At 37.0% G+C, this 19218-nt stretch carries 17 protein-coding genes; 6 read left to right on the top strand and 11 right to left on the bottom strand.

Annotated features, from left to right (window positions below; genetic code table 11):
- Positions 1-7 precede the first annotated feature (7 nt).
- The 9 genes from AC27E9_RS12515 to AC27E9_RS12475 all read right to left on the bottom strand — a co-directional run bounded on the left by AC27E9_RS12515 (position 8) and on the right by AC27E9_RS12475 (position 9198).
- The gene (locus AC27E9_RS12515; RefSeq protein WP_487130649.1) at positions 8-1396 is read right to left on the bottom strand and encodes a cbb3-type cytochrome c oxidase subunit I; all 1389 of its coding nucleotides are present in this window, start codon (positions 1394-1396) and stop codon (positions 8-10) included.
- Positions 1397-1400: 4 nt separating this feature from the next.
- A complete protein-coding gene (locus AC27E9_RS12510) occupies positions 1401-1841 on the bottom strand; it encodes a c-type cytochrome (RefSeq protein ID WP_487115653.1) in 441 nt (146 codons plus the stop codon).
- A gap of 365 nt (positions 1842-2206) precedes the next feature.
- Complete coding sequence (locus AC27E9_RS12505; RefSeq protein ID WP_487130647.1) at positions 2207-2473, bottom strand: cytochrome C oxidase subunit IV family protein; 267 nt, start codon at positions 2471-2473, stop codon at positions 2207-2209.
- A gap of 28 nt (positions 2474-2501) precedes the next feature.
- Positions 2502-3116 (bottom strand): cytochrome c oxidase subunit 3 family protein, encoded by a 615-nt coding sequence (locus tag AC27E9_RS12500; protein ID WP_487130645.1) that lies wholly within the window; start codon positions 3114-3116, stop codon positions 2502-2504.
- Positions 3109-3927: an AAA family ATPase gene (locus AC27E9_RS12495; RefSeq protein WP_487130643.1), complete on the bottom strand. Its 819-nt coding sequence runs from the start codon at positions 3925-3927 to the stop codon at positions 3109-3111. Before AC27E9_RS12495 ends, AC27E9_RS12500 begins: the two co-directional genes overlap by 8 nt.
- 213 nt (positions 3928-4140) lie before the next feature.
- Positions 4141-4458 carry a cupredoxin domain-containing protein gene (locus AC27E9_RS12490; protein WP_487130641.1) on the bottom strand — a complete coding sequence of 106 codons (318 nt, stop codon included), beginning with the start codon at positions 4456-4458 and terminating at the stop codon, positions 4141-4143.
- A gap of 135 nt (positions 4459-4593) precedes the next feature.
- Positions 4594-5496, bottom strand: a complete 903-nt coding sequence (locus AC27E9_RS12485) for a DUF4350 domain-containing protein (protein WP_487130640.1) — start codon at positions 5494-5496, stop codon at positions 4594-4596.
- A gap of 152 nt (positions 5497-5648) precedes the next feature.
- Entirely contained in the window at positions 5649-7436 is a 1788-nt protein-coding gene (locus tag AC27E9_RS12480; RefSeq protein ID WP_487130638.1) for a NapC/NirT family cytochrome c, read from the bottom strand.
- 133 nt (positions 7437-7569) lie between these two features.
- Entirely contained in the window at positions 7570-9198 is a 1629-nt protein-coding gene (locus AC27E9_RS12475) for a cytochrome D1 domain-containing protein (protein ID WP_487130636.1), read from the bottom strand.
- A gap of 419 nt (positions 9199-9617) precedes the next feature.
- On the opposite strand from AC27E9_RS12475, the gene AC27E9_RS12470 reads away from it, so the two are divergent.
- Both AC27E9_RS12470 and sbcB read left to right on the top strand, forming a co-directional pair.
- Positions 9618-10184, top strand: a complete 567-nt coding sequence (locus AC27E9_RS12470) for a bacteriohemerythrin (protein ID WP_487130634.1) — start codon at positions 9618-9620, stop codon at positions 10182-10184.
- Between the two features lie 1017 nt (positions 10185-11201).
- Entirely contained in the window at positions 11202-12665 is a 1464-nt protein-coding gene (gene sbcB / locus AC27E9_RS12465) for an exodeoxyribonuclease I (protein WP_487130632.1), read from the top strand.
- A 22-nt stretch (positions 12666-12687) separates the two neighbouring features.
- On the opposite strand, the gene AC27E9_RS12460 is transcribed toward sbcB, so the two are convergent.
- Positions 12688-13266: a hypothetical protein gene (locus AC27E9_RS12460; protein WP_487130630.1), complete on the bottom strand. Its 579-nt coding sequence runs from the start codon at positions 13264-13266 to the stop codon at positions 12688-12690.
- 434 nt (positions 13267-13700) lie between these two features.
- Between AC27E9_RS12460 and AC27E9_RS12455 the strand changes: the two genes are divergently transcribed.
- A complete protein-coding gene (locus AC27E9_RS12455) occupies positions 13701-14561 on the top strand; it encodes an NAD(P)-dependent oxidoreductase (RefSeq protein WP_487130628.1) in 861 nt (286 codons plus the stop codon).
- A gap of 156 nt (positions 14562-14717) precedes the next feature.
- Entirely contained in the window at positions 14718-15200 is a 483-nt protein-coding gene (locus AC27E9_RS12450; protein WP_487130626.1) for a glutathione peroxidase, read from the top strand.
- A gap of 95 nt (positions 15201-15295) precedes the next feature.
- Here AC27E9_RS12450 and AC27E9_RS12445 read toward each other — a convergent pair whose 3' ends face one another.
- Positions 15296-15910, bottom strand: coding sequence for a hypothetical protein (locus tag AC27E9_RS12445; protein WP_487130624.1), 615 nt, complete (start codon positions 15908-15910; stop codon positions 15296-15298).
- A 333-nt stretch (positions 15911-16243) separates the two neighbouring features.
- Here AC27E9_RS12445 and AC27E9_RS12440 point away from each other — a divergent pair, with 333 nt between their 5' ends.
- Both AC27E9_RS12440 and AC27E9_RS12435 read left to right on the top strand, forming a co-directional pair.
- Positions 16244-17788, top strand: coding sequence for a sensor histidine kinase (locus AC27E9_RS12440; RefSeq protein WP_487130622.1), 1545 nt, complete (start codon positions 16244-16246; stop codon positions 17786-17788).
- A complete protein-coding gene (locus AC27E9_RS12435) occupies positions 17785-19146 on the top strand; it encodes a sigma-54-dependent transcriptional regulator (protein WP_487130620.1) in 1362 nt (453 codons plus the stop codon). Before AC27E9_RS12440 ends, AC27E9_RS12435 begins: the two co-directional genes overlap by 4 nt.
- The last annotated feature ends 72 nt before the right edge of the window (positions 19147-19218 follow it).

Raw genomic sequence — 19218 nt, 5'->3', positions numbered from 1 at the left:
TGTAGTGCTATGCAGCTGTTTTTTCTTTAACGAAAAAACTAGCAAGGTATGCAATAAGACCAAATAAGAATACAACACCAGCGATTTCACGTAACCAGTAGAAGATTGCTAATTTGTCTTGAGTTGCCATAAAGCTTAATGCTTCACCGCTTTCAGGTAAACGTTGTAACCAAACTTGTAGTACACCAGCACCTGTTAGGAATAAAGTAATAAATACCATACCTACAGTCATTAGCCAGAAGCCCCACATTTCAGTAACTTGTGCTTTATTACAATTTGCTTCACCTACACCACGTAATTTAGGCATAGCGTATGACATTATCGTCATAACGATCATCGCATATGCACCGTAGAATGCCATGTGTCCGTGAGCTGCAGTAATTTGTGTACCATGAGTAAAGTAGTTCACTGGAGCAAGTGTATGTAGGAAACCCCATACGCCAGCACCTAAGAATGCCATTACTGAAGTACCTAATGCCCATAATGTAGCCGCTTTGTTCGGGTGTTCACGACGGCGACGGTTAACCATGTTAAAGGCATACAATACCATGGCGAAGAAAGGTAACGGTTCAATTGCTGAGAAAATAGAACCAACCCACTGCCAATACTCAGGTGTCATTAACCAGTAAAAGTGATGGCCTGTACCTAAGATACCTGAGATTAAAGCCATAGCGATGATCACATATAACCATTTCTCGATAACTTCACGGTCAACACCAGTAACTTTGATTAATACGAACGCTAAGATAGCACCCATAATTAATTCCCAGACACCTTCTACCCATAAGTGCACTACAAACCACCAGAAGTACTTATCAAGTGCTAAGTTAGTTGGGTTGTAGAAAGCAAATAAGAAGAATACTGCTAAACCGATTAAACCTGTCATTAGTACCATGTTGATAGCTGTTTTACGGCCTTTCAAAATAGTCATACCTAGGTTGTATAAGAAACCTAAAGCGACAATAACAATACCAATTTTAGTAATAGTTGGTTGTTCTAAGAACTCACGTCCCATGGTTGGCCATAAATCGTTACCAGTAATGTGCGCTAACGTTGCATATGGTACAAGTAAATAACCTAAGATAGTTAACACGCCTGCAGCAGCAAATATCCAGAATAAGGCAATTGCTAGTTTAGGACTGTGTAATTCTGTTTCAGCTTCTTCTGGTACTAAGTAATATGCTGCACCCATAAAGCCAAATAGTAGCCAAACAATTAGCAAGTTAGTATGAACCATACGAGCTACGTTGAATGGAATTAAGCCACCGACAATATCGCCGACAACATATTGTAAACCCATGAGTAAACCAAATAAGATTTGGCCTACAAACAAGATCATAGCAAAAACAAAATAAGGTTTTGCAACGGCTTGTGATTGATATTTAAGAGTATTCACGCCATTATCCTTCTATGTTTGGTGGCCAGTTATTATCATCCAATTCTGAAGTCCACTTAAGGAACTCAGCCAGATCATCAATTTCTTGATCCGATAAATGGAAGTTAGGCATTTGACGACGACCAGGAATATTTAAAGGTTGAGATTTCATCCAACCGCTAAAAAATGCCTTAAAGCCAGCTTCACCGCCGCGACGGTCATAAACATTGGCTAGTTCAGGAGCAAAGTAAGCACCTTCACCAATTAATGAGTGACAACCAACACAGTTGTTGTCTTCCCATAACGCCTTACCGCGCGCTACAGACTCAGTGATATTTTCTCGATGATCCCGTTTGGGCATCTCTTTAGTTGTGTGGAAAGTCAAAGCAAGAAATATTAGAAAGAAGAATACACTTCCACCGTAATAAATATTTCGAGCCATGCCTTTTGTAAAACGCTCTGACATGGTGTTTCCTTATTAAAGAATAATGTAATAAAGCGAATTAATAATAGGACAATACTTATTTTTCCACCTTGATAAGAATCAAGTTTTTGAGGATGTGTAACAAAAAAATTAGAAAAAGATTGAGCTGAAGCAGATAACTGTTGAATTTATCATCGATAACCAGATTTTTTTCACTCGGGTAACAAAAGCCCCTAATTTATATAGGGAAATAAGTTATTTCACAGCCACTAAAACTGAATTTATTTAGTCAATATTTTTGAGTTTTTCTAATTATTTAATAAATAGAAATGGCGCTATTGCGCAAATAACATACAGCTATCATTAACCTGCTGATAGCTATAAATGGTAGAAGTTACCATATAGATTTAACTATAAATCAGTGTAATAATCAGTGGAATAATAACAACATAAGCTAGCATTATATTTCGCCAAGTAGGTGGAGCATGCTTTAACTCCATAAATACATCAATAATTTGTTGGCCTTTCAAAGCAATAATTAGCATCACCACTGCAATAAAAAACACCGAATTAAAGGTAGGGTTTTGAAAATAATAGCCCGCAGCAACGGAAGCTAAGGTCAATAAAACTAACCAAACCCAACTCAACGCATACTGATGTGATACTTTTTTCATATATTTATGACCTTAAAACCCTATGCGACTAAATAACATATATTAGTGGAAATAAAATGATCCACAATAAATCAACCATATGCCAATAACAGGCGCCCGATTCATAGCCCGAAAACTCATTTTCTGTATTTGGGTCGTTATATTTATCTTTATAGGCATTAATCGCCATGTATCCCAAAATCACCATGCCCAAAAGAATGTGCATAAAATGAAACGCTGTTATCAAAAAATAAAGCGTAAAAAAGGTATTAGTTTCTATATCAATACCTTGAGAAAATAACGCTTGGTATTCCCAAAGTTTTAATATGACATAAACACCAGCAAACAATAATGCTATAACAAGCCTATTAACGGCCTGACGTTCATTGTTTACGCGCATTGAATGCAAGGATATAGCAACAAAATAACTACTGGTAATTAACGCAACCGTATTAATTAAGCCTGCAACTTTATGTAGTTGCGCTTTACCTTCGGCAAACATGACTAAGTTAAGATTTTCAGCGATGGCAAAGCCAATAAAGAATATTGCAAAAACGGTTAGCTCAGCCAAAATAAAAAACCACATGGCAAGGTCACCAGGTAGCTTTTTAGATTCGTTAATTTGATTTGCCTCTGCTGCCGGTAAGTCTGACGATTTAGGCATCGAAGTAAATTTTCGCAACTTCCATTATTGAATTAACCGTTTGAATATCATCAGATAATGGCTCTGCCAAACAACAACGGCAAACTTCAATAGGGTCCATACCTGCTGACATCATTTTGGCTGCGTAAATTAATAAGCGAGTTGATGCGACTTCTTCTAAATCGTTTTCTTCTAGACGACGAAGAGCTTGAGCTAATTCAACCAGTTTAAAAGCAATATTAGGCTCAACACCCGTTTCTTCGATAATAATATCTTGCTCTATCTTCGCTTCTGGGTAGTCAAACCTTAATGCAACAAAACGTTGTCTGGTACTTGGTTTCATACCTTTAAACAGGTTCTGGTAACCTGGGTTATAAGAAACTACCAACATAAAGCCAGGTGCAGCTTCAATCAATTCGCCAGTGCGCTCTAACGGTAAGATACGTCTATCATCAGCTAGTGGATGTAAAACTACCGTAGTATCTTTACGCGCTTCTACTACTTCGTCTAAATAACAAATACCACCTTCACGCACTGCTTTTGTTAATGGTCCATCTTGCCAGTAAGTGCCTTCCGGGCCTACTAAATGTCGACCAACTAAATCAGCCGCAGTTAAGTCATCATGACAAGCAACGGTATATAACGGCTTATTTAATTTTTCAGCCATGTGGGCGACAAAACGCGTTTTACCACAACCCGTCGGTCCTTTAATAAGCACAGGTAATTGATGGCCGTATGCATACTCAAAAAGAGCAACTTCGTTATCTTGCTCCTGATAAAACAATGCATCACCACTTGTTTCGTCTATCGAATTTAAATTTACAGTAGTCATAATTTCCTATTTGCACACTTTCACTAAAGAACAACGAAAGTATCAATGAAAAGTAATTTCTGTTGATACTAGAATATGTTCGTAAAGTACGCTCATTCTTCTATTATGGCAATTAACATTGTAATGAGAATGAATAGTGTTTGATTCCGATCAATCAAGCCACTAAATTTAGTCGATTTGTGCGTAATATCACTTAATCACAACATTTAGATATTATTTTTCTACAACAGTAACAATGCCAGTCATTTTGGGATGAGGACCGCATTCATAAGGAAACCTACCTGCATTATCAAATGTTCGTTGGTAACTTTCGCCAGGGAAAAAGTAGTCAGGCTCTTCTTGCTCAAATTGCTTAAACCACACATTGTGATATTGACGTTTCTCTAAATTCTTCCAGATGACGGTGTCACCTTTTTCAATCGTAATCTCTGCCGGCCTAAACTTCTTTTTATAAACTTCAACAATAACTTCTTTTGCTTGTAAATGAGAAGAACAAGCTAACAAACATAGCACGACTATAATTCTAGACATCTATTTTCCTTTTCCTACAAACTAAAAAATTAATAAGGTAGCCAACTTGAATAGGTACCATTATACAGACTAAATTTAGAAGCACTGCATGTGCCTTACTCTAAATCAGCTTCTCAATAAACGGATTTTATTGAGTTATATTTCCTTTGCTAACCATAGCATAATGTTTAAAAGGAAGCGTTCATTTTGCTCAGCACCATCAGCGATAACTCCCATTTTAAACTTCTCCTTTCCTGCCAATTGTGCCGTAAACATTGCCGCTTCACCAAACACAACTATACGTCCTTTACCGAACTTTAGTGTCGCACCTTGATGCCAACCTGCAACGGAAATTTCGGGAGTATCATCAGGAAATTTCCATGATTTACTAGGCATTAATGAATAAGCATCCTTGCCAAAACTTAACAATGACTTAGCTTTAGGCGGTATTATAAATGCTTGGCCTGTAAAAGCTTTTATCGAATTCACTTGGTTATGCGTTGATATTTGTAGAATGGGGTGCGCATTTAAGTTTCCTTTCTCAAGTGAAAATATTTGCTTTCTATCTGCTAAGTCTTCGACATAGCCATTATTAAATTGAAAACCGAATATTGCTGCCAAATCTTCAGAAGCTTTAGGAAACGGCATATGATCAGCGATAAGAAATAGTGAACCACCTGCTCTTACCCAATGATAAACCGACACTATTTCGTCTCGACTAAATGCAGAAAAATTAGGCAAATCCCAATTTTTAACATTTTTCTTATTTAACGCGTTAGAAATCACTAAAATGTCGGTATTTGACAAAGATTTACTAGTAAATCTTTGTTTATTCTTTTTAACGATATAACCATCACTTTTTAATATTTTACTAAATGCTTGGTAACGACCATCCATGGTATGAAAATTATGATGTGCCTCGTCAATTAACACGATAGGAGCGTGTTTGTTTTCAAAGTATTTATTTGAATTTTTAGGTGAGAATTGAGTATCACCTTGTTGATAGGCATTAACCGAGAACGCCAAAAAACAATATACAGTTATTAATATTCTAGTCACAGATAGTCCTTTATAAATTCTGATAAATTAAGCACCTGAAAATATACACTAAATTCAATATAATCAGCTATAAAAAAGCCCTTTGTTTTCACAAAAGGCTTTTAATTTCTTCACTTATTTACATAAGCTAGTTAATCGCTTTGACACCAATATTATAGTTTCACGGCGTTAATTTCTGCTTCAGCATTATCAAGTGCTAACTTGTAGCCAAATGATACATGGTGGTAACGACCACTGGTGTAATCATCATGAATGGCAAAACCAAAGTTATATACTGTACCGGCTTCGATATTAACATCACCAGCTTTATCAGATTTCAGTTTACGTTTAACCATTACCGTCCAGATGCCATTTTCAAGTGTTGCATTGACTTCACCACCTTGACCACCGTGCATTTGACGTTCAGCTAAAATATAACCGTCTTCAATTTTACCTTCACCAGCTTTATAACGAACAATATCCATAAATTTATTAGCGTCTAGTTCAGATTTTATATCGGCGTCGTCTTTTAATTGATCCCAACCACCAAGAGCTTTACCACGGCGGCCTTTCAATTCAAGTTTAGTACGAGACTCTTTAGTGTACTTTGTTAAGCCATTACTGAAATCTAAACGTTTTGCTATATCAGAGCCAAGTAAAGCATCTTTTTCTGGTACAAATGGCATACCATTTACATCGGCATGACATGTGCCCCAACAACCGGCTCTGTCAGCGTACTCAACTTCATCTGTTGCAACCATGTAAGCTAACTTCATTGAGTTTTCAGGGTCCATTTTCCCCCCTTCAACAAATGGTGCTGGTGTATGGTCAGTTTCAGGCCAGCTAAATTTCAAATATAAATTCTCAGCGTCATGTACAGCATTAATAGTGACATCAAAACTACCACGTTTACCTGGAATTAATGCAGGATCTTCAACTTTTTCACTTTCGCCAGAAGCGATATTATTGCCAATATCGGCCACTTCTTCACCGTGACATTCAACACAACGATCACCTTTAGTAAAGGCACGTTTACCGCCATGCTTGCGCCCAAGCACCCATTCGATTGATGCTGTACCTGGGTAGAAAACGCTAATATCTGCTGAGTTTGCTTTACCCCAATCAACATTAATATCACTACCACTTGCTGAAGGCGAATTGTTTGCACCTTCTGCTGCTGGTGCAGCCGTCATTCTGCTGGTTGCTGCTGCTACTGCTTTTTCTATTTGTGCTTGTACTTTTGCTTTTTCAGCTTCTTTTTCAGCTTTTGCTGCAGCCTTTTCTTCTGCTTCTTTAGCCTCAATTCTTGCTAAGCCATCCTTATACATTTGTGGTATTTCACGAATATAAGCAGGGTTTGGTGCTTCAATTGCTTCTAATTCTTCATCTGACAATTTGTCTCTCACGCCATGATGAGCAATGCCTTTGTGACAATCGATACATGTTTGTCCTGTTTCAAAAGCATTTAAATGTTGTTTACGGGCACGAGGTTTCTGAAATTCCGGATTCATAGATTCAAAGTTATGACAATTACGACATTCTCTAGAATCAGTATCTTTCATTGCTTTCCAGACGCTTTTCGCCATTGTAAAGCGATGAGCATCAAATTTTTCTTTGGTATCAAGTTTGCCTGTTAACCACCCATAAACTTCATAAGAAGCTTGGATTTTACGAACCACTTTATGTACCCAAGGTCTTGGCACGTGGCAATCAGGACAACCAGCTCTTACGCCGGTTCTATTAGAATAATGTATGGTCGGTTTGTATTCTTGATAAACGTTGTCTTCCATTTCATGACAACCAATACAAAATTCGGTGGTATTAGTCGCTTCCATGGCGGTGTTAAAACCACCCCAAAAGATAATACCAACGACAAAGAAGATCACCGCGCCTGATACCGTTGTACCAAGGATTAGTCGACGAGACCAAATGCTGGGTTTATTTACTGTGTTATTTACCATAATTAACTCTTACAGAATAAAGCGAAAAAGCGTGGGCATGGCATTTGCCATGCCCACTGACCTAAGTTGATAAGGTGATATTTAAGTGAGGAGAATGTTCACTAGTAATATCACTTACCAATTAAGTTACTTACTAGGTTTTGTGGTTCATACGGTTAAATACGTTGAACTTACCTGTTGGCGTAGTTAAACCTTTAATACGATGTTTCTCTTTAAGCGTTTTTGCATCATAAACTACAATTTCGCCTGTAGGGTTTTTCGCATCTTTACGGTTCCAAACAGAAACCCAAACTTCTGTACCGTCGTCATTGAATTCCATGTGAAGAGCAGCTTTACCTTCTTCTTCAGTTACACGGATGGTTTTAACGATTTCATGAGTATCTTTATCAAATACTTGCACAGACTGTTGAATTTCTGGCTCTGGGTGTTTAAGTTGGTCAGCCCAAACGTATTGAGACGTTTCATGAGTACGGATGAATGCACCAGCACCATCTGTTTCAACTTCATAACAAAGTTTCCACGCTTTATCAGGATGACCGATTGGATCATTACCCCATACAGATACTAAACCAGTACCTAAGTGAGTTGTACCACCAACTGGACCACACTCTTTATCATTCCAGTTAGCACCTGGACCTGGATGTGGTAAAGAATCAACATCAATTTGTGCTTCTAACTTACCAGTTTCAGTGTCAACGATAACCATTTTGTTTGACGCGTTAGCAGCGATTTGGAAGTAACGGCCAGTTGGGTCATAGAAACCATCATGCAAGAATTCAGATGACGCAATGCTAGTAATGGTTAAGTTGTCTAAGTCACTGTAGTCAACTTGTAACATTTGACCTGTTTCTTTAACCGCGATAGTGAATTCTGATTTGTTTGGAGAAGTGTAAACAGCTGCTACACGTGCTTCATTAACAAACTCACCTTTAGTGTTGTAACCACGAGTTGAAACAACTTTAAGTGGATTTAACGTTACAGCATCCATGATAACGAAATGCGCAGGCCAGTAACCACCAGCAACTACGTACTTACCATCACCAGAAACAGCGATATCACGCGCGTCATATGCCATTTTAGTTTCAGCAACTAGCATTTTTTCAGGTGTTTGCCATAAATCGATTTTGTTTACCTTACCGTCACGACCAATGGTGTACCAGAAACGACCTACATCTTTTGCGTGGTCAATTTTATGATGCTCAGTGCCTTTGATTACATGAACCGCGTAACCTGTATCGATATGCGTGATAACTTTTTTAGTGTCGCCATCTACGATTGCTGCAGTACCTGCATCACGTTCGATAACTACGAAAAAGTTTTTCCAGTTTAAACCATGCAATGGTTTAGTTGGGTAGTCTTTCGGTGCAACATACTCTTTAGTATGAGAGCGCATTTGCTCCAACGACATTTCAGGTGGAACAGGAGGTGTCATCTGAATAAATGTTGCCATATTAGCAATTTCTTCTTTGCTGAATAAATCATCAAAGTTATTCATGCCGCCTTCAGTACCTAGAGCAATAATCTTCTCTAGACGCTTTTGACCTTTTTTAAGGGTATTTTTCGGCTCTAAGTTTTTACCTGTAGCGCCTTTACGCAAAGTACCGTGACAACCAGCACAACGTTGGAAGTACTGTAACTGTGCTTTTTCAAAGTCGGCTTCAGATAAAGTAGGCTCTGCTGCTGATACAGACATACTGATACCAGTAGCTGCCATACCAATAGCTAAACCAAGCGCTGAAAGACTATACTTAATCGTTTTCATAGGATTATCTCCGTTTACAATATTAACTAGCTTCATGTTTAAAAGTGTGTGTTTCTTATCCATCTAACTTTCTATCAGCTACCCTACTACTTCCGATACTTATAATAATGTAGACAATAGATAGACAAATTTTTAGTTTGTACTATTTGTTCTTAAGGTTAATTTTCTTCCTTTAAGCCAAACCTATTAAACGGTCACTATGCTTAAGCTCAAGAACAAATATAAAGTAGTGCAACTATTCATTACTTTGCGAAGAAAAAACCTGATGCAGATCAAGTTTTAAAAGTTTTAAACTGGAATGCATTTACAACTTGATCAAGGTCAACAAATAAATAGGTTTTACGGGAATTGATCGCAATTCGTATTAGAATTGCCGTGAACTTAACAATTTAACCACACTTTTTATAAGAGTATTATTTATGAATAATCGTAGTAAATCTTTAATATACGCCGCCATAATAGGGTTAATTATTGTCGCCATATTTCTAGGGTTTTTATCAAGCATTGCTAACCCAATTTCATGGATACTTATTGCGGTTTTAGTTTTAATTCCGGTGTTTTATAAGAAAACAGTTAAAAGCAATGAAATGGTTTGGAAAGATGAATACAGTGTTGGCATTGAAAGCTTAGATAATGATCATAAGAAGCTTATTAGTTTATTGAACCAATTTACTATGGCTTACGATTATGCCATGAGTGAAGAGTATGAGCGAGAAGCGTTAAACGACTTAATTAGCTATACCAAATACCACTTTGAACGTGAAGAACAGTTGTTAGAGCAGCACGACTTCCCTGATGTTATTGCCCATAAAGAACAACATAAAAAAATGATTGAGCAAGTGAACGATTTTATGGACTTATATAATGACAAAGGCCATGACGCGTTAAACGAAATTAGCGATTTTTTGTCTAACTGGTTGATAAACCATATTAATGGTACAGATAAAGAATACAGTGCGCACTTAAATCAACACGGTGTGAATTAATCAACTAAGCACGACGAAGTTTAATTTTTTTATAAAAGAAAGGGCCAGCGTTAACTGGCCCTACTTGCTATAAATTGGCGATTTATAGCGTCTCTCGCTCCTTGTTAAATTCTTCCTTGAAAACGCCCATTCCATTGGGTGTTACACATACAAACTATAAAGCGAGTGCTGTCTAAATAGTTTGCCTTTTTACACCATTTGCTTACTGATATCGCGATTAATTTACTTGGCTTGAGATCCTGGGCAAAAGCCAATTAAATACAACAACTTTACTTTCAGCAAAATATCGATAGAAATTTTACTTTTAACTAGATATTCCAACATGTGCTAATTTCGGGTTGCCCCGCCACCACCTTTAGCTGTTGCTGTTTATATAAATACGAGCACACAATTCTCACAAATATATAAAACTAACGGTAATGTTTGTACTTCTTTAACCGTTTTCGGCGACGATTAAAGAAGTACGATATTAAGTAAATACGAAAGTATATATGCCATCGTGTTCACCTAATTCAAAATGGCCTAAGTATTAACGTAATATTACTTACATACTCAAACCAAAATAAACCTAAGTTCTATGATTAATAGAAACCTATTTACGAATTAAAACTGCAAGGTTAATAACACCAGTAAAAATCTCGTCGTAATTTTTACTGTAACGATTAACTTAAATATTCTTACTAAATTGGAGGGAGTAGTAATTCAGTTTAAGTTTGCATCTTCATCCGTAAATAGGGTCTATACTGCTTCATCACTGTAGAACCTTTTACTTCTTATCATCTGCTATAACCCCAAAGAGACAAGCACCTAAATAAGAATGATTCTCATTATCTACAAATAAAAGCTATTGTCAACAACTAAATGAGAATTAATTGCATTTAGTAATGTGATATTGTTTTGTACAAACAAGAAAGCACTATATGAATTAATCTACATAGCAGATAATGTCGTGATAAACTATTGATATTAAGCTTCAGCGAGCCTATATAGTTCGCGTTAAATATAAAAATTAAAAAAATGCCTAACGAAAGTACTGAGCCTACATTGAACCAAGCAACCATTCTTTGGCACGATTATGAAACCTGGGGTGTATCACCAAAGTTTGATAAACCATCGCAGTTTGCGGGTATTCGCACCGATTTAGATTTAAACATAATTGGTGAGCCGGAGATGTTTTATTGTCAGCCACCACAAGATTACCTACCACAGCCAGAAGCCTGCTTAGTAACAGGTATTACACCGCAAAAAGCACTACGCGAAGGTTTGACTGAAGCTGAGTTTGCTGAGCGAATTCACAGTTTATTTTCACAACCTAATACTTGTGTTGCAGGTTATAACAGCATCCGTTTTGATGACGAAGTTACTCGCTACCTATTGTATCGAAATTTTTATGATCCATACGCACGCGAGTGGCAAAATGGTAATAGCCGTTGGGATATCATCGATATGATTCGTGCTTGTTATGCCTTGCGACCCGAAGGCATCGAATGGCCAACAATAGAGCGAGATGGTCAACAAGTGGTAAGTTTCCGCTTAGAGTTGCTAACTAAAGTCAATGGTATTGAGCATGAAGCCGCCCACGATGCTATGAGTGATGTATATGCGACTATCGCAATGGCAAAATTAATTAAAGAGAAGCAACCTAAGCTGTATGAATTTATTTTTAATTTAAAGAATAAAAAGCAAGTTGCTGAACTAATTGATGTTTACAATATGACGCCAATTGTTCATACCTCAAGTAAAGTTTCATCTACTCATGGCTGTACTAGCTGGTTTGCACCCGTTTGTTACCACCCTGTCAATAAAAATGCCGTTATTGCTGTAGATTTAGCCAGAGATCCATCACCATTATTCGAGCTCGATAGTGAAGAAATCAAAGCTCGCTTATACACCCGCTATGATGAATTATCTGAAGATGAACTACCAATACCTATTAAGTTAATCCATTTAAATAAGTGTCCGGTTGTTGCACCTGCCAAAACGCTACTACCAGAGAATGCACAACGATTAGATATTCCTCGAGAACTTTGCCTTAGTAATTTAAAAAAACTTAAAGAATTTGGCGAATTAAGAGATAAACTCACCGATGTATTTACAAATAGTGACTTTGGTGATGACAATATTGATGCTGAATTTGCGCTTTATGGCGGCAATTTTTTCTCTCATAGTGACAAGGCACAAATGGAAATTTTACACCAGTTGCCCCCAGAGCAATTAGCGACACACCCATTTCAATTTCAGGATAAAAGGCTAGCTACTTTACTATTTAGATACCGAGCAAGAAATTATCCCTTAACTCTTACCGATAGCGAGCAACAAAAGTGGCAAGCACATTGTCAAAATCGTATTCAGTATGGTTCAGATGGTTTACTAAGTGCTGACGAGTTTATGATCAAATTAGAAAATTTAGCATTTGAGTACGAAAACAACACTGAAAAAATGCAAATATTAAAAGCCTTATTTGAATACATTAATAAGTAGTAAACATGTTTCTTACAAGAGTTCACTGATTTGGCATCAGTGAACTCTGTAAATGTATCACTTTTCTTTGCTTTAAGTTTAATGCTTTAAGCGCATTACCAAAACTCTCCTGAAATAGTATTTGGTAACTACCGTCAGCTAGAACTAGCTCAAAACCTTTTGTTATTGTTTTAGCTAATTCGTGATTATTTTTACCTACAAAAAAATAATAAGATGTTGGGTACTTTAACAACAACGTGTTTTCAACCACTAATTGTTCAGACTGCAAAGCATTAAGCTCCCTAGTTACTTCCAATACAGAACGAGGAAAGTAATCTGCCAAGCCATTTTCAATCGCTTTATACATTTGCGCAAAAGGCAAACTACCATCAACATCCAAATTATTCTCGACAAAAATTTGATGATCTGGCCAATCAAAACGTTGTATGGCCAGTAATTCCCCTAAGCCGCTTACACTATTTACTTTATCAAATGTTGGTTGATTATCTTTATGAATTATAAAAACACGCCAGCCAATAAATCCTTGATATAGCGGAATACGAATAGGCAGCAATGATTGCTCCCGTTGGTGTGTTGTAACACTCCAAGTTAAATCAATCACGCCACTATTATTAAGCTCTTTTAATGCTCTGCCCTAACTAATATTTTCTTTTGCGTATTCGAGCTTAAGGTTGATATTTTGTTTAGCAAAAATAATCTTCAGCAACTTTTCAACAAATGGGTTTCTAACTTTAAAGGGAGTACTAGGGCCAGGAATAACTAATCTCACAGTAACCTGAGTTGCTCGCACGGGAAAAGAAAGTAGAACAATAAAAATAACAAGGTAGCGATATTGCATAATAATACTCAGAAGTTAGCCATCCTTGAAGGTATTAGTCAGTATAGAATAAATACACTGAGAGGCGAAATGGCGATATTGCTGAAATAAAAATCAACACAGTTATAAAATATAATCTTGTAGTTAAATAGCTAATTATTGCGACTAAAGATATGTTATAAACATTAGCAACTTTAATCGTAGTAAGTTTTAACAACATGAAAAAAGTATCATTTATTGGTTTAGGCGTTATGGGTTTCCCTATGGCTGGACATTTACAAAACTCTGGTTACCAAGTAACCGTTTATAACCGCACTCAGCAAAAAGCTACGGCTTGGGTTGAAAAATATGGTGGTACAATGGCTGCTACGCCAGCAAAAGCGGTTAAAGATAGTGATATAGTATTTGTTTGTGTTGGAAACGATAAAGATCTAAAACAAGTTATTTTAGGTGCCAACGGCGCATTTTCAGGAATGAAAGCCGATGCAATCCTTGTTGATCATACCACGGCCTCTGCTTCGGTCGCGCGTGAGTTAGCACAACAAGCAAAATCTATTGGCTTAGGCTTTTTAGATGCTCCGGTTTCAGGTGGTGAAGCTGGTGCTGTTAACGGCCAGCTATCTATTATGGTTGGCGGAGAACAATCATCCTATCAAACCATAGAATCAGTTATCCAGTCATATTCAAAATTTAGCAAACTACTAGGACCGATTGGCAGTGGTCAGCTAGCAAAAATGATGAATCAAATCTGTATTGCTGGTGTTGTTCAGGGTTTAGCTGAAGCTTTACATTTTGGGAAAAATGCAGGTCTTGACTGTGAACAGGTTATTGAGGTTATTAGTCAAGGAGCTGCTGGTTCATGGCAAATGGATAACCGTCATAAGAGTATGATCAATGGTGAGTATGACTTTGGTTTTGCCGTTGATTGGATGCGTAAGGATCTCGACATCGCACTAACTGAAGCAAAAAATAACGGTTCAACATTACCGTTAACAGCCTTAGTTGATCAATTCTATGCTGACGTACAAAAAAGTGGTGGCAATCGCTGGGATACTTCCAGTTTACTTACCCGGCTATAAATGACCAACTGACTTTAATTAAGTCAGATAAATTCTACTAAAGCTTTATCTGACTTAATTTATTCCTCTCAAAAATCCAATCCTGAATGTGATTCTTGTCAATATTGAGCAATTCCCTTATGCTGTCAATAATATTGATCCGACCAGTTGAAAAGCATGCACTCTAAAATTTACACCTTCGGCGCAGATAACTATAAAAACGAAGCCATTGATTTTGAAAAATATAAAGGAAAAGCACTACTAATTGTGAACACTGCAAGTGCCTGTGGTTTTACCCCGCAATATCAAGGCCTAGAAAGCCTTTATCAACAATATAAAGACAAAGGTTTTGAAGTACTTGCCTTTCCTTGTAATCAATTTGGTAAGCAGGAAAAAGGCGACAACACTGAAATTAAGCAATTCTGTGATTTAAATTTTAACATTTCATTTGAGCTATTTAGCAAAATAGAAGTCAACGGTGAACATTCGCATCCTTTGTACCAGCACTTAAAGCAACAAGCGCCAGGTATCTTAGGCAGCAAACGGATAAAATGGAACTTCACTAAGTTTTTAATAAACCGTGATGGAGAAGTTGTTAAACGCTATAGCCCAACCACAAAACCTGAACAGTTAAAGTCTGATATTGAAGCTCTTTTGTAGCCTAACGTTAATTTATAACGGCGTATAAACATTCAATTTCAACCAATAATAAAGCCAGCTTATGCTGACTTTATAAATTAACATTAAGCTGCCAACTACCTTTTAGCATCCAACGCTTGTTGAATTTTATTTAACTCTTCAGCGCTAAATTTTCCATGTTCAAGCATACTTACGATGGCAGAGGCTTTCATTTCGCCACCATGTGAAAACTTGAATACCTGATGCTCACCATCAGCAACAAACTCTTTAATGATATGCTTTTCAATATCAATATCATGATCACCGTCGCGCTCTATGATAATGACATTTTCACTGTCACCACTGGTTACCCAGCGCATTTCTTCGCCACTCCCGTTTTCATTAGACATGACATAGAGGTTATCACTTAAGTTAGATAACTCTTTAAGAAGCTTTTCACGCACATCTTCAGGAATATCTTGTAAATACTCAGTTAACTGTGATTCATCAGATAACGCTGAATGCGGAATAGAAACATTGACCATTTCGCCGTTGTTATCAACGAAAAGTTTAACATTCTTACCGTGCTCAGCTTCTATGGAAATTTCGCGCACTTTTGTGTGAATATTGTTATCAGTAGCCATTGCTAAAGCAGACATACTGCTAATAGCACCACCTAATGAAAGAACAATTGCTGCTGCTATTTTATTAACTTTCTTACTTTCGAAACCTATTTTGCTAAGTAGTGTCATTTGATATTTCCTTATTGATTATCTGTTATGTCATTAGTGCGATTTAATATCACTTGGTCACTAATAACAGCTAAAAATATACCAACAATAAATTTCATATAATTATCAATCTATTAAACTATTTCGTTGTAAAAATCGCAGTTTAGTAGAGAGTTAAATAACCTGATATAGGGATACGATATTCCTGATATCAGGATATTTCTTGTGCTATCAAAACTAATCATCGGAAAATAAAAATAAGCTATTGTTTTAATTGCTTTTAATGAAGCTAAGAAATTGGCATTATACTTGTTATATACATTGCAATTGTTTAAAAATAATTAAGTATAAAATATGTCTTTAAGAAGTTATTTATTCAGTTTAGTTGGCGGATTGATTGTTCTGCTCACCATTAGCCAGCTATTTCTGGTGCATTGGATTCAAGATAACTTAGCAAACGAGGTAAACACTAAAGCTAAGTTTTTAAGCGAGCAAGTAATCGAACTTGCTTTCGAAGAGTTTGACCAAACAAGTAAAAGTAATAAAGTCATTCGTCACAAAATAATTCGAGAAAGCGATGTGCCACATGCGCCATTTAAGAGTGAAGAAGAACTTACTGAACTTATTGAAGAAATAGCACCGGAAGTTAGCTTCATAAATAAAAGCGACAACACGATCACCATAACAGTGGACAATAATGAAAGTTCCGCATATCAACAAAATAAACCTAATGAGAGTACGACTAATAACAACTTAAAACATTCACAAACAAATAATACCGCAACTGAGAAAAGTGCAAGCGATGACCGAAATGTCATTAAACGTGAGCTTAAATCCTTAGTTGAAAAAATCCATAATAATAACAAAGTCACTTTCAATGAGGATAATGATGTTGCTATTTTTGTTAGCTCACCTGAAGTAATTAGTGAACGTTGGATAGGTCAAAAGTCAACTACAGAGCATAGTGAAACGAGTCAGCTTATTAATTATATCCAATGGGTGCTCATTGCTTGTGGTACCTTTGCACTAATCATCGCCTATTGGTTAAGCGTACAATTTAATAAACCATTAAAAAATTTAAGTATTGGCTTTAAAAAGCTTGCTCAAGGTCATTACAATCATCAAGTGACCGAAAGTGGTGTTAATGAAATTCGCCAAACTATTACACACTTTAATGATATGGTGAAGCGCTTGAATGAACTAACACAAGCAGCTAAACACCATAGTGAAATAGCCCACTTGGCAGAGCTAGGGGAAGTTAGCCGTGGTTTAGCACATGCCCTTAGAAACCCAATTCATACAATAGGTTTGTCAATTGAGCAACTAGCAGATGACGAGTTACCTCAACAGCAGCGGCAACATCTAGCTAGCACCGTACAAAATAAAATTAGCCACATTGATAGCAATATCAAAGCACTATTAACCTTGACCACCACAGGCATCAACCGAAACGACAAAGTGCCATTGTTAGCGGTGGTACAAGACATCATATTAGAATTTAAGTCTTGTCAAAATAAAGAGCAAAAATTTAATGTTAATATTGCTCCTGGTATTGAACTGTTAGCGGCAGAGTCTGAAATTCGCAGCATTTGTCATACACTCATTTACAATGCATGTGATGCCAACCCTGACAAAGCGGAGGTTAATATTTCTGCAGAATTATCAGCGAAACGGCAATTGTTATTTACCGTTGAAGATCAAGGCGTTGGTCTTGCCGACTCAATTAAAAACAAGCTATTTCAACCACATATTTCAACTAAGCCTGAAGGTGCCGGTATGGGGCTTTATATCGCCAATCGTATTATTTCACTGCATTACCAAGGGCAACTTACCTTAGAAAATGCCAAGAATAAAGGTTGTATAGCCACGGCGAAATTTACCATTAAGGAAAATGTATGACTGACATCAACACGATTTTAGTTGTTGAAGACGAGCCAGATCAACGGGAACTTATTTGCGATATTCTTAGCGCCAGTGGCTTTAGTGTATTGCAGGCTGATTGTGTCGAAAATGCCATTTTAACCATCAAGAAAACCGCTATTGATGTAGTGTTTTCTGATTGGAAGCTAGCAGAGTTATCAGGTATAGATTTACTTAACTATTGCCGGAAAAATGTTCCAGAAATAGGCTTTGTAATTGCGACAGCCTACGGCACGATTAACCACGCCGTTCAAGCGCTTCAGCAAGGTGCTGATGATTACATTCCTAAGCCATTTAAGCGCCAAGAGTTATTGCTCACCATTGAAAAAGCTCTGAAAGCTAAAAATTTGCGAGGCCAGAATAAAGAGCTTTCTGCAAAACTCTCTGAGCAAAATAAATTAGTCAGCATTATTGGCAAAGCGCCATGTATGCAGAAAGTTTATCAACGTATAGATAAAGTATCTGCAACAAACGCGACAGTGCTTATTCTTGGTGAAAGCGGAACCGGTAAAGAACTTGCCGCACGTGCTTTACATGAAAAGTCTGAACGAAAACATGAAAAGTTTATTGCAATAAATTGTGGTGCTATTGCAGAGTCAATCGCGGAAGCTGAACTATTTGGTGCAGAAAAAGGTGCTTTCACTGGTGCCAACACCTTAAAAATAGGACGCTTTGAAGCCGCCGATAAAGGCACTATATTCCTTGATGAAATTGGCGAGTTAAGTGCCAGTTTGCAAGCCCATTTACTGCGTTTTTTGCAAGAAGGTACCATTACTCGCTTAGGCAGTAATGAAGAAATAAAGCTTGATATTAGAGTAATAGCCGCAACACATAGAAATCTACAACATGAAGTAAGCAATGGTAATTTTCGTGAAGACCTATTTTACCGCTTAAATGTTGTGCCGATAGATATGCCACCGCTGCGCGAGCGCCAACAAGATATTGCAATATTGGCCGATCATTTTATTGCTCAGCATGCCAAACAATATAAATGTCAGGCGCCTAATTTGTCAAACGACCTATATCGCCAACTTTTAGAGTACCACTGGCCGGGAAATGTTCGAGAGCTTTCGAATCGCATTGAACGGTTTGTTTTACTCGATGATGAGAGTGAGTTAACACAAAACTTTACCACCAATAACCATACAGATAGTCAACAAGATATTCCCGCTATCACATTACCTGAGCAAGGGTTTTGCTGGCACCAATTCGAGCGAGACTGCTTGTCAAAAACATTGCAACTAAATAATGGCAACAAAACAAAAGCAGCTAAGTATCTAAATATGTCATACAAAGCATTTTTGTATCGATTAGAAAAATTTGAAATAAAAAGTTAAAAAAAGTGTGGCAATTGTCATGACATGTTTCGGCATTAGATTGCTTCATTACCAATACCTTTTTTTAATTAC

It is taken from the genome of Colwellia meonggei, from assembly GCF_057537295.1.
Note: the sequence above shows the minus strand (reverse complement) of the source record. Positions and strands in the feature narration are given on the sequence as shown.